General features: G+C 68.4%; 10 protein-coding genes. 6 read left to right on the forward strand and 4 right to left on the reverse strand.

The window, feature by feature from the left end:
- Positions 1 to 742: 742 nt before the first annotated feature.
- From AC1DMS_RS30570 to AC1DMS_RS30585, 4 genes are read right to left on the reverse strand one after another with little or no spacing between them, the layout of a single operon-like run.
- The gene (locus AC1DMS_RS30570; protein ID WP_012747520.1) at positions 743 to 3,853 is read right to left on the reverse strand and encodes an efflux RND transporter permease subunit; all 3,111 of its coding nucleotides are present in this window, start codon (positions 3,851 to 3,853) and stop codon (positions 743 to 745) included.
- On the reverse strand, positions 3,850 to 5,082 hold the full coding sequence (locus AC1DMS_RS30575) for an efflux RND transporter periplasmic adaptor subunit (protein ID WP_012747521.1): 1,233 nt from the start codon (positions 5,080 to 5,082) through the stop codon (positions 3,850 to 3,852). Before AC1DMS_RS30575 ends, AC1DMS_RS30570 begins: the two co-directional genes overlap by 4 nt.
- Positions 5,079 to 6,575: an efflux transporter outer membrane subunit gene (locus AC1DMS_RS30580; RefSeq protein ID WP_012747522.1), complete on the reverse strand. Its 1,497-nt coding sequence runs from the start codon at positions 6,573 to 6,575 to the stop codon at positions 5,079 to 5,081. The genes AC1DMS_RS30575 and AC1DMS_RS30580 overlap by 4 nt, the downstream gene beginning before the upstream one ends.
- Positions 6,572 to 7,294 carry a CerR family C-terminal domain-containing protein gene (locus AC1DMS_RS30585; RefSeq protein ID WP_012747523.1) on the reverse strand — a complete coding sequence of 241 codons (723 nt, stop codon included), beginning with the start codon at positions 7,292 to 7,294 and terminating at the stop codon, positions 6,572 to 6,574. The genes AC1DMS_RS30580 and AC1DMS_RS30585 overlap by 4 nt, the downstream gene beginning before the upstream one ends.
- 170 nt (positions 7,295 to 7,464) lie before the next feature.
- On the opposite strand from AC1DMS_RS30585, the gene AC1DMS_RS30590 reads away from it, so the two are divergent.
- The 6 genes from AC1DMS_RS30590 (at position 7,465) to AC1DMS_RS30615 (ending at position 13,935) form a co-directional block, all read left to right on the forward strand.
- The gene (locus AC1DMS_RS30590) at positions 7,465 to 9,009 is read left to right on the forward strand and encodes a sigma-54-dependent Fis family transcriptional regulator (RefSeq protein WP_012747524.1); all 1,545 of its coding nucleotides are present in this window, start codon (positions 7,465 to 7,467) and stop codon (positions 9,007 to 9,009) included.
- A 46-nt stretch (positions 9,010 to 9,055) separates the two neighbouring features.
- Positions 9,056 to 9,331, forward strand: a complete 276-nt coding sequence (locus AC1DMS_RS30595; RefSeq protein ID WP_041945495.1) for a hypothetical protein — start codon at positions 9,056 to 9,058, stop codon at positions 9,329 to 9,331.
- A 144-nt stretch (positions 9,332 to 9,475) separates the two neighbouring features.
- The gene (locus tag AC1DMS_RS30600) at positions 9,476 to 10,669 is read left to right on the forward strand and encodes a substrate-binding domain-containing protein (protein ID WP_012747525.1); all 1,194 of its coding nucleotides are present in this window, start codon (positions 9,476 to 9,478) and stop codon (positions 10,667 to 10,669) included.
- 132 nt (positions 10,670 to 10,801) lie between these two features.
- Positions 10,802 to 12,259 (forward strand): extracellular catalytic domain type 2 short-chain-length polyhydroxyalkanoate depolymerase, encoded by a 1,458-nt coding sequence (locus tag AC1DMS_RS30605; RefSeq protein WP_012747526.1) that lies wholly within the window; start codon positions 10,802 to 10,804, stop codon positions 12,257 to 12,259.
- A gap of 40 nt (positions 12,260 to 12,299) precedes the next feature.
- The gene (locus tag AC1DMS_RS30610) at positions 12,300 to 13,067 is read left to right on the forward strand and encodes an ABC transporter ATP-binding protein (protein ID WP_012747527.1); all 768 of its coding nucleotides are present in this window, start codon (positions 12,300 to 12,302) and stop codon (positions 13,065 to 13,067) included.
- A gap of 139 nt (positions 13,068 to 13,206) precedes the next feature.
- Positions 13,207 to 13,935 carry an ABC transporter ATP-binding protein gene (locus tag AC1DMS_RS30615; RefSeq protein WP_012747529.1) on the forward strand — a complete coding sequence of 243 codons (729 nt, stop codon included), beginning with the start codon at positions 13,207 to 13,209 and terminating at the stop codon, positions 13,933 to 13,935.
- Positions 13,936 to 13,993: the final 58 nt, after the last annotated feature.

A 13,993-nucleotide genomic window follows, 5' to 3' on the forward strand; every position in this document is an offset into this window, starting at 1 on the left:
GGCTGATGCCAAAGCGCCGGCACAGTTCGCGGCGGTTGGCTCCTTCTTGCAAGGCCAGTTCCAGGAATTCGCGTTTGGTGTCCATCAGGTCTCTCGGTTGCCAGGGCATGGGCCGCTTCCTCGGTCGTCTCGACCTCGAAAGTGTTTCCTATGTCCCCGCACACCTGTTACCCAGGTCCCCGGTCCATACACTTCGCCAAAAGAAAGTAGCCAAAGAAAAGGCGACCCCACTGTCTGCGACCCTCCGCTTCGCTGCGGGCAACCTGCGGTGCTCGCGTTTCGCGGGGTCTCGCCCAAACTCGCTTCGCTCAAACAAGGGCGAGCCCTGATCCGCGAAACGCTGCGCTCCTCGGCGCATACAGAGGGGAGGGCGAACCACACGGGCCTTTGCTTCGCTCGGCCACCAAGCCACTGCGGCGCGCAGCGCCGCGGTGGTTGGTATTGAGTTGGGCTCTTGGTATTGGGCCGAGCGAAGCGAAGGCCGCCCGCTCCCACCCCTTCTGTATGCGCCGAGGAGCGCAGATGGAGGCGGGATCAGGGCCGCAGCTGTTTGAGCGAAGCGAGTTCTGCGGACCCCCGCCGGAATCGAGCACCGCAGGTTGCCCGTAGCGAAGCGGAGGGACGCAGACAGTAGGGTCGCCTTTCTTTTGCCTACGTTTCTTTGGCGAAGCAAAGAAAAGTAGGTCGCCCGCCGGGGCGAGACCCGGCCCCGGAAAACAACCCCCAAGCAAAACTCAAAGAATCAACCAGCCGTCCGCTCCACCAGATCATCATCAATATGCGGATCAGCCGGCAGCCCCCGCAGCTTGCGCACCGTCCGCCGCATCCAGTGCTCGATGTCGTCCACATAAGTGAACACCGCCGGCACCACCAGCAGGCTCAGCACCGTGGAAGTGATCAACCCGCCGATCACCGCCATCGCCATCGGCGAGCGGAAGCTTGAATCCGCGGTGCCAAGGCCCACCGCAATCGGCAGCATGCCGGCGCCCATGGCCAGCGTGGTCATGATGATGGGCCGCGCGCGCTTGTGGCAGGCGTCGCGCAGCGCGTCCCAGCGGCTCATGCCGTGGTCGCGGCGCGCCACGATGGCGTATTCCACCAGCAGGATCGAGTTCTTGGTGGCAATGCCCATCAGCATGATCAGGCCGATCAGCGACGGCATCGACAGCGCCTTCTGCCCGATCAGGAGGCCCACGAAGGCGCCGCCGAGCGCCAGCGGCAGTGCGCAGAGGATCGTCACCGGATGCAGGAAGTCCTTGAACAGCAGCACCAGCACGATGTAGATGCACAGCACGCCTGTCAGCATCGCAAGGCCGAAGCTGTTGAACAGCTCGGTCATCACCTCGGCGTCGCCCACTTCGGTCACGCGCACGCCGGGCGGCAGCTTCTGGATCGAGGGCAGCGCCGTAACCGCGGTCTTGGCATCGCCCAGGCCCACGCCCGACAGCTCGATCTCGAAGTTGACGTTGCGCGAGCGGTCGTAGCGGTCGATGACGGCGGGGCCGCCTTCCATCGTGAGCGAGGCCACCTGGCTCAGCATGACCGGGCCGCGCGCGCCGGGCACCGAGAGGCGGCCGAGCAGGTCGAGGTTCTGCCGCGCCGAGTCCTCCAGCTTCACCACGATGGGCACCTGCCGCTGCGCGAGGTTGAGCTTGGCCAGCGCCTGGTCGTAGTCGCCCAGCGTGGCCACGCGCAGCGTCTCGGCGATGGCCGAGCTGGTCACGCCCAGGTCGGCGGCGCGCGCGAAGTCGGGGCGCACGGCGATCTCGGGGCGGATCAGGCTTGCGGTGGAAGTGATGTTGCCGAGGCCGGGCACCGTGCGCAGGTCTTTCTCGACTGCGCTGGCGGCGCTGGCCAGCGCGGCGGGGTCTTCACCCGTGAGCGCGAGGATGTATTTTTCGCCCGAGCCGCCCAGGCCCACGGTGCTGCGCACGCCGGGCAGCGTTTCGAGCGCGGCGCGGATCTGGTTCTCGATCACCTGCTTGCGCGGCCGGTCGCCGCGCTCGTCGAGCTTGATGGTGAGCGTGGCCTTGCGCGTCTCGGGCGTGCCGAAGTTGGCGAACGGATCGCCGCCCGCGCTGCCGCCGGCCACGGTGGTGTAGACGCTGCGCACATGGTCGATCTTCATCACGCGGTGGCGCGTTTCCTCCGCGGCCGCGGTGGTCTGCGCAAGCGTGGAGCCGGGCGCGAGCGACAGGTAGATCTGCGTCTGCGAGTTGTCGTCGGGCGGAATGAAGCCGGTCTTCAGCAGCGGAATCATCGCCAGCGAACCGAAGAAGAACAGGGTGGCGAGCACCATCGTCTTGAAGCGGTGGTGCGTGCTCCATTCCACGGCGCGCATGTAGGCCGTGAGCCAGCGCGGCTCCTTTTCGGCGCCCACCACGGGCTTGAGGATGTAGGCCGCCATCATCGGTGTGAGCACCCGCGCCACCACCAGCGAAGCGAACACCGCCAGCGAGGCCGTCCAGCCGAACTGCTTGAAGAACTTGCCGGCCACGCCGCTCATGAAGGCGGTGGGCAGGAACACCGCGATCAGCGTGAAGGTGGTGGCGATCACCGCCAGCCCGATCTCGTCGGCCGCCTCCATGGCCGCCTCGTAGGGCGACTTGCCCATGCGCAGGTGGCGCACGATGTTCTCCACTTCCACGATGGCATCGTCCACCAATATGCCGACCACCAGCGAGAGCGCGAGCAGCGAGATCACGTTGACCGAAAAGCCCAGCAGGTGCATGCCGATGAAGGCCGGTATCACGGACATGGGCAGCGCCACGGCCGAGACGAAAGTGGCGCGCCAGTCGCGCAGGAACAGCCACACCACGATCACGGCCAGGATCGCACCCTCGTACAGCAGGTGCAGCGAGCCTTCGTACTCTTCTTCCACCGGCTCGACGAAATTGAATGCCTCGGTCAGCTCGATGTCGGGGCGCTGCGCGCGCAGCTCGGCCAGCGCCTTCTGGATCGCGCGGCCCACCTCGACCTCGCTCGCGCCGCGGCTGCGCGCCACCTCGAAGCCGACCACCGGCTTGCCGTTGAGCAGCGCCGCGGCGCGCGGCTCGGCGATGGTGTCGCTGATGCGCGCCACCTGGTCGAGCCGGATGCGGCGGCCGTCGGAAAGCGCGATCTGCATGTCGGCCAGCTGGTCGGCCGACTGCACGGTGGCCAGGGTGCGCACCGGCTGCTCGCTGCCGCCCAGGTCGATGCGGCCGCCCGCGCTTTCGGTCTGCACCTGGCGCAGCTGGCGCGAGATGTCGGCCGCCGACGCGCCCAGCGCCTGCAGCTTGGCCGGATCGAGGTCGACGTGCACCTGGCGCGTGACGCCGCCCACGCGGTTCACTGCGCCCACGCCGGGCAGCGCGAGCAGCTTCTTGGTGATGTCGTTGTCCACGAACCAGCTCAGCGCCTCGGCGTCCATGCGCGACGAGGCGATGGTGAAGGCCAGCACCGGCTGCGCCGCGAAGTCGAGCTTGGTGACCACCGGGTCGCGCACGTCGGCCGGCAGGTCGGCGCGCACGCGTTGCACTGCGGAGCGCACGTCGTCCACGGCTTCCTGCACCGGCTTCTCGAGGCGGAACTCGACGATCAGCGTGGCGGCGCCGTCCTGCACCTTGGTGGTGATGTGCTTGAGGCCCTGCACCGTGGCAATGGAGTTCTCGAGCTTGCGCGCGACGTCGGTCTCCAGCTGCGAAGGCGCGGCGCCGGGCAGCGAGGCCGAGACCGTCACGGTCGGCAGGTCGATGTCCGGAAAGTTCTGCACCTTCATGGCGTTGAAGGACAGCAGCCCGCCGAAGGAGAGCAGCACGAACAGCATCACCGCCGGAATCGGGTTGCGGATGGACCAGGCGGAGACGTTCATGGGCGTGCCCTCGTTTCGCCGTTGCCCTGGCCACCCGCGGCAGCCGAGGCCGGCGCTGCGGCGGGCCGGGCGCCTGCGGCTGCCGGCGCCGGCGGCGCCACCACGCGTACCAGGTCGCCGTCGTTCAAAAAGCCTGCGCCCTGCACCACGATCTGCGCGCCCTCGGGCAGCGCGCTGGTGATCTCCACGCGCTCGCCGACGCGGCGGCCGGTCTGCACCTTCAACTGCACCACGCGGTTGTCGGGCTGCAGCACGAAGACGTTGTTGAAGCCGTCGCGCGGAACGATGGAGCTCTGCGGCACGGTGGGTGCGGAGCTGCGCCCCAGTTCGAATTCGCCGCGCGCGAACATGCCGGCCTTGATGCCGGTGTTCTGCTGCACGTTCGGCAGGTCGACATAGACCAGCGCCGCGCGGGTCTGCGGATCGACCGTGGGCGCGATGCTGCGCACCTTGCCGCGCACCTGCGCGCCGCTCGCGCTCACCACGAAGGCGGTGGTGCCCACGGCAATGCGGCTGAGCTCGGCCGAGGTGACTTCGGCGCGCCATTCGAGCCGGCCCTGGCGGATCAGGCGGAACAGCTCGGTGCCGGCGGCCACCACGCTGCCGACCGTGGCGGTGCGAGAGGAGATCACGCCGTCGTCGGGCGCCAGCACCTGCGTGTTGCGGCCGCGCACTTCCTGCGCCGCGAGCACGGCTTCGGCGGCCTCGACGCGCGCCTTGGCGGTCTGCTCGGCCGTCTGGTACTGGTTGATCTGCTGCTGGCTCAGTGCGCCGGTGGCCTGCAGCGTGCGGGCGCGCGCCGCGTTGCCCGCGGCATCGGCCGCGGTGGCCCTGGCCTCGGCGAGCGAGGCGCGCGATTGCGCAATGTCCGCGCGCACCGTCTCGGGCGAGAACACGGCCAGCAGCTGGCCCTTCTTGACCACGTCGCCCACGTTCACGCGCACCTCGGCAAGCCGGAGGCCGCTGGACTCGGAGCCCACGCTGGCCTCCTGCCAGGCCGCCACGTTGCCGTTGGCCGCGAGCGTGAGGGTCAGCTCGGTGGCTTCGGGTTTGGCCACGGTCACGGTCAGCGTCGGCCGGGAGGCGGGCGTGGCGGCCTTGCCCTTGGCGGCGGCGGCCGGCGTGCCGGCTTCGTTCGCGGGCTTGCGGGTCAGCCACACGGCCGCGGCGATGATGACGACCAGCGCCAGCAGCGCGATGGCAAGGGTGGAGCGTTTGATTCTTTTCATGGCGACGTCGCGACCTTGGCGGCCGGGTTGGAAGTCATTGAGGGCGATTCGGGGCGGGTCCAGCCGCCGCCCATGGAGCGGTACAGCGCCACCCAGGCTTCGGTGCGCTCGCGCTGCAGCGAGACGCGCGCGGTCTGCGCGGCAAAGAGCGTACGGCGTGAATCCTCGAGCTCGAACAGGCTGGCCAGGCCGCTTTGGTAGCGCGCCTGGGTGGCGTCGAACGAGGCCTGGTAGTTCTTCACCGCCGCATCGGCATCGGCTGCGCGCGCATCGGTGGCCTCGAGGTTGACCAGCGCTTCCTCCACCTCGCGCACCGCCTGCCGCACGTTCGCGCGGTAGAGCGACACGGCCTCGGTGTAGCGCGCCTTGGCCGCGTCGCTGTTGGCCGCACGGGCACCGCCGTCGAGCAGCGGCACGGTGAGCGACACCGGTCCGATCGTCCAGGTGTCGAGCGACTCGCGGAAGCCGCTGGTGCGGATCTGCATGCGGCCGATCGAACCCGAGATGCTGAGCCTGGGATAGCGCTCGGCCTCGGCGGAGCCCACGTCGGCGCTGGCCGACGCCACGCCGAGTTCGGCTGCGTACACGTCGGGCCGCTGCGAGATCGCCTCGGCCGGCACGCTGGCGATGCTGCCAACCGCGGGCAGCGTGCGCTGCGCGGGCGAGGCGGCGAGCTTGCGTTCAAGCGTGGGTTCGTCGATGCCGCTGAGCGCCACCAGCGCCTTGCGCTGCACCGCGCACACCGCGCGCTGCTGGGTCAGGCGGCCCGAGGCGTCCGAGGCGCTGGCGCGTGCGAGCGCGGCATCGGCCGGCGCGGTGAAACCGGCGCGCGCCGACAGGTCGGTGAGGCGTGCGGTTTCGCCGCGCGACTTGGCGTCGGACTCGGACACGCGCAGCTGCTGCTGGCAGGCACGTTCGGCGAAGTACGCGTTGGCCGTTTCGGCCGCGACGGCCACGCGGGCCTCGTGCCACTTGGCGGTGGCGCTGCTCAGCTTCTGCTCGGCCGAATCGCGGTCGGCACGCAGGCGGCCGAACAGGTCGATTTCCCATTTGGACTGCAGGCCGGCCTGTAGCGTGGTCAGCGGCGCGATGGCAGCCGTGCTGCTGCTGGACGAGGAAGCCGCGCCCCCCGAGCCGAAGGAGGAGCCCGAGACGCCGCGGCTGGCTGATGCCGTAGCGTCCAGGTTGGGCAGCAGCGCCGCGCCGGCCTGCACGCGCGTCGAACGCGCCTCGGCCACGCGCGCCGCGGCGCTGGCGAGATTGGGGCTTGCGGCCTCGGCCGCGGCAATCAGCTCGACCAGCAGCGGATCGTCCAGCTGGCGCCACCAGTCGGCCAACGATGCCAGCGAACCGCCGTGCGGCAGCGGTGCATGCCATTGGGCCGGGAAGGGCGCCTCGACCGCGGCCGGCGGACGCGTCAGGCCGCAGCCCGCAAGGCCGAGACCCAGGCCCAGCGCCAGGCCAAGGGCGGCAATCGATCGGAGTCGTCTCATGTCTTCTTTCTCCCGGAACGGGCGGGCGCGGCCGCGGGCTTGGCGGCGGTTTGGCGGCGCAGGGCTTCGGCCTCGACCAGTGCAACGGCATAGCCCGTGAGGCGCTGCGCCCAGGTGTCCACGCTGCGCGGCGTGTTCAGCAGGGAGGGGCGTATCGCCTCGACGAGGTCCTGGCTCACGAAAAGCTGCATCGCCAGGCCCGTGATGGCAAAGCTCAGGCGGTGCACGTCGTCGTCGGGCCGCGCGAGGCCCAGGCGCCGGCACAGGATGCGCGCAATGGCATTGTGCGGACCCTTGATGTCGCGCTCCATCTCCTCGGCCCACTGGCTGGTCGGCTCGAGCATTTCGCGCAGGTGCAGCTGGATGCACTGGCGCACGATCTCTCCCTGCTTGAGCGGCTCGATCATGCGCGTGAAGAAGATCTGCAGCGCCTCTTCCAGCGGCAGCTCGGGCGCGGCATAGAGCGAGATGAAATCGCCCGCATTGCCGCCCATCGGCTCGCCGAAGGTGGCGGCATACAGCCCGGCCTTGTCGCCGAAGTAGTAGCTGATGGCCGAGATGTTCACGCCCGCGGCGCGCGCGATCTCGCGGGTCGAGGTCTTGGCGAAGCCATTGGCGGCGAACAGCGCGAGGGCGGCGTAGAGCAGGCGCTGGCGTGCTTCGACGCCGTCGCTGCGCGGTGCGCGGGCGGAAAGTGCTTGCAGGGCGGAGGCGCTCATGCCGGCGATTAGACCATGCAGCAAATCAAACGTTTGATTTACTTATGGCGGGATGAGGGCTTTCTTCGCATGGGCGGCGAATGTGCTTTTGACGCATTTCCGCCGGCCGCATCGATGCCGCCGCAAGCGGCCCCGGCGAGCGGCCGAATGAGGCGCGCTACGATCCGCCCATGTCCGCCGTTCCGCCCGCCGCCGCATCGCCCGCCCTGCCTCTGGATGCCGAAGGCATCCTTGCGCTGGCCGCGCGCTCGATGTTCCATCTGTTCTCGAGCATCAGCCAGGGCATGTTCCTGGTGGACCGCAGCGGGCGCATCGTGTGGGTCAACGAAGGCTATCGCCGCTTCCTGCCGGCGCTGGGCTTTTCCTCGATCGACCAGTTCCTCGGACACATGGTCGAGGACGTCATTCCCAACACGCAGATGCGGCGCGTGCTCGAGACCGGCGAGCCGATCCTGGTCGACCTGCTCGACAACAAGGCGGGCACCTTCGTGGTCAGCCGCATCCCGCTGCGCGCCGAAAGCGACGGGCGCGCGGGGCGGGCGGGAGAAGTCATCGGCGCCATCGGCATCGTGCTGTTCGACCAGCCCGAGACCACGCTGCAGCCGCTCATCAGCAAGTTCGCGCTGCTGCAGCGCGACCTCGACGACGCGCGGCGCGAGCTCGCCACCCAGCGCAACAACCCGCTCTACCAGCACGCCGCCGACGGGCAGCGCCGCTCCAAGTACACCTTTGCCAGCTTCATCGGCAGCAGCCCGGCCGCGGTGGAGGTCAAGCGCCATGCGCGGCGCGCCGCGCAGTCCGCGAGCCCGGTGCTGCTGCTGGGCGAAACGGGCACCGGCAAGGAACTGCTCGCACATGCCATCCATGCGGCCTCGGCGCGGGCCAAGGGGCAGTTCGTCAGCGTCAACATCGCGGCCGTGCCGGACACCTTGCTGGAGGCCGAGTTCTTCGGCTTCGCGCCGGGTGCCTTCACCGGCGCCGACAGGCGAGGGCGCGAGGGCAAGTTCAAGCTGGCCGACGGCGGCAGCCTGTTCCTCGACGAGATCGGCGACATGCCGCTCGGCCTGCAGGCCAAGCTGCTGCGCGCATTGCAGGAGGGCGAGATCGAGCCGCTCGGCTCCAACAAGCTGGTGCCCTTCGATGCGCGCGTGATCGCCGCCACCTCGCGCGACCTGCCCGAGCTGGTGCGCCGCGGCCAGTTCCGCGAAGACCTGTACTACCGCCTCAACGTGCTGCCCTTGCGCGTGCCGCCGCTGCGCGAGCGGCGCAGCGACATTCCGGCGCTGGTCGAAGCGCTGGGCGAAGACATGGCGCTGCGCAGCGGCGAAGCGCCGCCCGAGCTCACGCCCGATGCGCTCGCGCTGCTGGCCGGCCAGCACTGGCGCGGCAACATCCGCGAGCTGCGCAACGTGCTGGAGCAGGTCACGATGCGCAGCGACTCGCAGCGCATCGACGCCGCGCAGCTCGAGCGCATCCTGCGCGAAGCCGGGCTGGAGCAGATCGAATTGCCCGCCACGCTGCAGAGCGCGCACGACGCCGACGAAGAGGCGCTGCTGCTGCGGCCGCTCGCGCAGCAGGTGGCCGAGCTGGAGCGCAAGGCGATTGCCGCGGCGCTCACGGCCACCGGCGGCAACAAGCTGGCCACGTCGAGGCTGCTCGGCATTTCGCGCGCCACGCTCTACGAGCGCATGACGAACCAGGAGCGGCCGGCGTGAAGCCGCCGAGCCTCGCGCGCCGCATCGGCCCGGAGCGAGCGAACCCGTGAGCGTGCGTGCCCTGCGTTCCACCTTCGGCCCCAACTGCCATTGGTGCGGCCTGGCCATGGACTTCGACGAGCCGCACGGCAGGCCCGAGTCCGCGACCATCGAGCACCTGGTCGATTCGACGCTCGGCGGCGTGCGATCGCAGAAGCACCGCCGGCTCGCGCATGCCGCCTGCAACCATGCGCGCAACGAGTTCCGCATGCAGGCCGAACGCCAGTTCCAGAGCTGGATCGCGGCGCGCCAGGCCTCCGAGAAAACCCTGACCGATAAATAGACAGTTGATTGAAATTCATACACTCCAAGTGTTCTGAATTCAGTCGAAAGGCGCATCTTCCCAATGAAGAAGCGTTTGGTATCAAGGGGTTAGCAGATGGCACGAAGTGTGCAATATTCAGTCACCTATTTCAGGAGACACAGAATGAACCGTCGCCACCTCGTCGCCCTGGCTGCACTCGCCGCCGGCGCCGCCGCAGCCCCCGCCTGGGCCCAGTCCAACGAAATCCGCATCGCCCACATCTACAGCAAGACCGGTCCGCTCGAGGCCTACGGCAAGCAGACCCAGACCGGCCTGATGATGGGCCTGGACTACGCCACCGGCGGCACGATGATGGTCAACGGCAAGAAGCTCGTGGTCATCGAGAAGGACGACCAGGGCAAGCCCGACCTGGGCAAGTCGCTGCTCGCCGCCGCGTACTCCGACGACAAGGCCGCGCTGGCCGTGGGCCCCACGGCTTCGGGCGTGGCGCTGGCCATGCTGCCGGTGGCCGAGGAATACAAGAAGATCCTGGTCGTGGAGCCCGCGGTGGCCGACTCGATCACCGGCGACAAGTGGAACAAGTACATCTTCCGCACCGGACGCAATTCGAGCCAGGACGCGATCAGCAACGCGGTGGCCGCCGACGCGAGCGACATCTCCATGGTCATGCTGGCGCAGGACTGGGCCTTTGGCCGCGATGGCGTGAAGGCATTCAAGGACGCGCTGAAGAAGACCAAGATCGTCCACGAGGAATATCTGCCGCCAGCCACAACCGACTTCACCGCGGGCATTCAGCGCATGGTCGATGCGCTGAAGGACAAGCCCGGCCGCAAGGTGATCGCCGTGGTGTGGGCGGGCGCCACCACCCCTTTCAACGCGCTGGCCGATGCCGAGCTGAAGAAGCGCTACAACATCGACGTGGCCACGGGCGGCAATATTCTGCCCGCCATGACTGCGTACAAGCGTTTCCCGGGCATGGAAGGCGCTACGTACTACTACTTCGGCATCCCGAAGAACCCCGTCAACGAGGCGCTGGTGGCCGCGCACTACAAGCAGTTCAAGGCACCGCCGGACTTCTTCACGGCCGGCGGCTTCTCGGCCGCAATGGCGGTGGTCACAGCGCTCAAGAAGACGGGCGGCGACACCGGCACCAACAAGCTCATCGGCGCCATGGAAGGCATGAGCTTCGACACGCCCAAGGGCAAGATGACCTTCCGCAAGGAAGACCACCAGGCGATGCAGTCGATGTACCACTTCAAGATCAAGGCCGACCCGGCCTTCGCCTGGGGCGTGCCGGAGCTCGTGCGCGAGATCAAGCCTGAAGAGATGGACATTCCCATCAAGAACAAGAGGTAGGGCTCGCCCTTTCAATTCGTGCGAATTCGCCCCGGCATGGCCGCCGGGCGAAGCGCCAGCCTGCGCGCCCAGCGGCCGATTCGTCAGCAATCCAGCAAGCGTTCGATAGACCTGCAACAGAAGGAGACAGCGATGGCAGCGATGCGATGGAAAAACTGGAAGGGATGGGCCGCGGCTGCGGCGATCACGATGGCGGCAGGGCAGGCCGCGACGGCGGCGGTGCCATTGCCGTCGCTCGGCGCCAACCCGGCGGAGGTGAGCGTGTCCGGCCTGTCGGCGGGCGGCTTCATGGCCGTGCAATTGCACGTGGCCTATTCGGCCACCTTCAAGCGCGGTGCCGGCGTGGTGGCCGGCGGGCCGTACTACTGCGCAGAGGGCTCGGTGCTCAACGCCACCGGCCGCTGCATGGCGCACGGCAGCAGCATTCCGGTGTCGACACTGGTCAGCACCACCAACAGCTGGGCCGCCAGTGGCGCGATCGACCCGGTGTCGAACATGGCGAGCTCGAAGGTGTACCTGTTCTCGGGCACTTCGGACAACACCGTCAAGACCGCGGTGATGGACGACCTCAAGACCTACTACCAGAGCTTCGTGCCCGCGGCCAACACGGTCTACAGGAACAACATCGGCGCCGGCCACGCGATGGTCACCGACGACTACGGCGGCGCCTGCGGCACCACCGCCGCGCCCTACATCAACAACTGCGGCTTCGACCTGGCGGGCGAGATCCTCACGCAGCTCTACGGTCCGCTGAACCCGCGCAACAACGGCACGCTGGGCGGCAGCTTCACCGAGTTCAACCAGTCGGAATTCATCACCGGCCACGGCGTGGCGGCCACCGGCTGGATCTACGTGCCGCAGGCCTGCACCACCGCGTCATGCCGCGTGCACCTGGTGCTGCATGGCTGCAAGCAGAACTACACCGACGTGGGCGACCAGTACGTGAAGAAGACCGGCTACAACCGCTGGGCCGACACCAACAACATCGTGCTGATCTACCCGCAGACCAGCACCGGCGCCACCAACAGCTGCTGGGACTGGTGGGGCTACGACAACGCGAACTACGCAAAGAAGTCGGGCCCGCAGATGGCGGCGCTCAAGGCCATGGTCGACCGCGTGACCGGCTCCGGCGGCGGCTCGTCGCTGCCCGCGCCCACCGGCGTGGGCACCTCGGGCGCGACCAGCAGCAGCATGGTGATCGGCTGGGCCGGCGTCACGGGTGCGAGCGGCTACAACGTCTACCGCGGCGGCAGCAAGGTCAACGCGGCGCCGGTGGCCGGCACCAACTACACCGACACCGGCCTGGCCCCGTCCACCACCTACAGCTGGACCGTGGCGGCGCTGGACGCCGGCAATGCGCAAGGCGCGATGTCGGCCGCGGCCACGGGCACCACGCTCGCTGGCAGCGGTGGCGGCGGAACCTGCTACACCGCCAGCAACTACGCGCACACCGTGGCGGGCCGCGCCTACGCGCTGTGGGGCCTTACCTATGCCTATGGCTCGGGCCAGTCGATGGGCCTGTGGAACGTCTACGTGACCACCACGCTCAAGCAGACCGGGCCCAACTACTACGTGATCGGCACCTGCTGAGGCCGATCCGCACTACCTTTCTTATTTGCCATGACCCACGATGCTTGAGACCAAAGACCTGACCATCCGCTTCGGCGGGCACGTGGCCGTCAACGGCGTGAGCTGCGCCTTCGCGCCGGGCACGCTGACGGCCATCGTCGGCCCCAACGGCGCGGGCAAGACCACCTACTTCAACCTGATCTCGGGCCAGCTCAAGGCGAGCGCGGGCACGGTGTCGCTCGACGGGCAGCTGCTGTCGGGCCTGTCGCCGTCAGCGCGCACGCACGCGGGGCTGGGGCGGGCCTTCCAGCTCACCAACCTGTTCCCGAACCTCACGGTGCTGGAGAACGTGCGCCTCGCGGTGCAGGCCACGCGGGAGGGCGCGCACCGGCGCGGCCTCAACCTCTGGAGCATCTGGAGCGACCACAAGGCACTGACCGAGCGCGCCGACCAGATCCTCGCGGACGTGGCGCTGAAGTCGCGCGAGCACGCGACGGTGGCGAGCCTGCCGCACGGCGACCAGCGCAAGCTCGAGGTGGCGCTGCTGATGGCGCTCGAACCCAAGGTCTTCATGTTCGACGAGCCCACGGCCGGCATGAACGCGGCCGAGGCGCCGGTCATCCTGGACCTGATCCGCAGGCTCAAGCAGGACAAGACCAAGACCATTCTCCTGGTCGAACACAAGATGGACGTGGTGCGCGAACTCGCGGACCGCATCATCGTGCTGCACAACGGCACGCTGGTGGCGGATGGCGAACCGGCGGAGGTGATTGCCTCGCCGGTGGTGCAGGAAGCCTACCTGGGCATTGCGAAGGAGGCTGCGGCATGAAGACAGCCCTGACGAATTTCTCCCTCCCCTCCCGGGGGAGGGCAGGGGTGGGGGCTCGCGGCCCTGACACCGCCGCCGCCTTCCAAGCGCCGCTCGCCCCCATCCCAACCTTCCCCCGGAAGGGGAAGGAGCAAGACCGATGAGCACTCAGAACCTGCTGACCCTCGAAGGCGTGCACACGCACATCGGGGCGTACCACATCCTCCACGGCGTCGACCTGGCGGTGCCGCGCGGCCAGCTCACCATGCTGCTGGGCCGCAACGGCGCGGGCAAGACGACCACGCTTCGGACCATCATGGGCCTGTGGCATGCGTCAGAGGGCCGGGTGCGCTTTGGCGACAAGGACATCGCTGCGATGCACACGCCGCAGATCGCCGAACTCGGCATTGCCTACGTGCCCGAGAACATGGGCATCTTCTCCGACCTCACGGTGAAGGAGAACATGCTGCTGGCCGCGCGCGGGGCCAAGAACGCGGCGCAGATCGACGACACGCGCCTCAAGTGGATCTTCAAGCTCTTTCCCGCGGTGGAGAAGTTCTGGAACCATCCGGCCGGCAAGCTCTCGGGCGGGCAGAAGCAGATGCTCGCGGTGTCGCGCGCGATCGTCGAGCCGCGCGAGCTGCTGCTGATCGACGAGCCCAGCAAGGGCCTGGCGCCCGTGATGATCAACAACATGATCGACGCCTTCGCCGAGCTCAAGGCCAGCGGCGTGACGATCCTGCTGGTGGAGCAGAACATCAACTTCGCCCAGCGCCTGGGCGACAACGTCGCGGTGATGGACAACGGCCGCGTGGTGCACAGCGGCTCGATGGCGGCGTTTTCCGCGGACGCGCAATTGCAGCAATCTTTATTGGGTCTCGCGCTATGACGTATTCGATGTCTTGTCCCCTCTCCCGCTTGCGGGAGAGGGCCAGGGTGAGGGCAGG

The organism is Variovorax sp. 05T418, assembly GCF_056396385.1.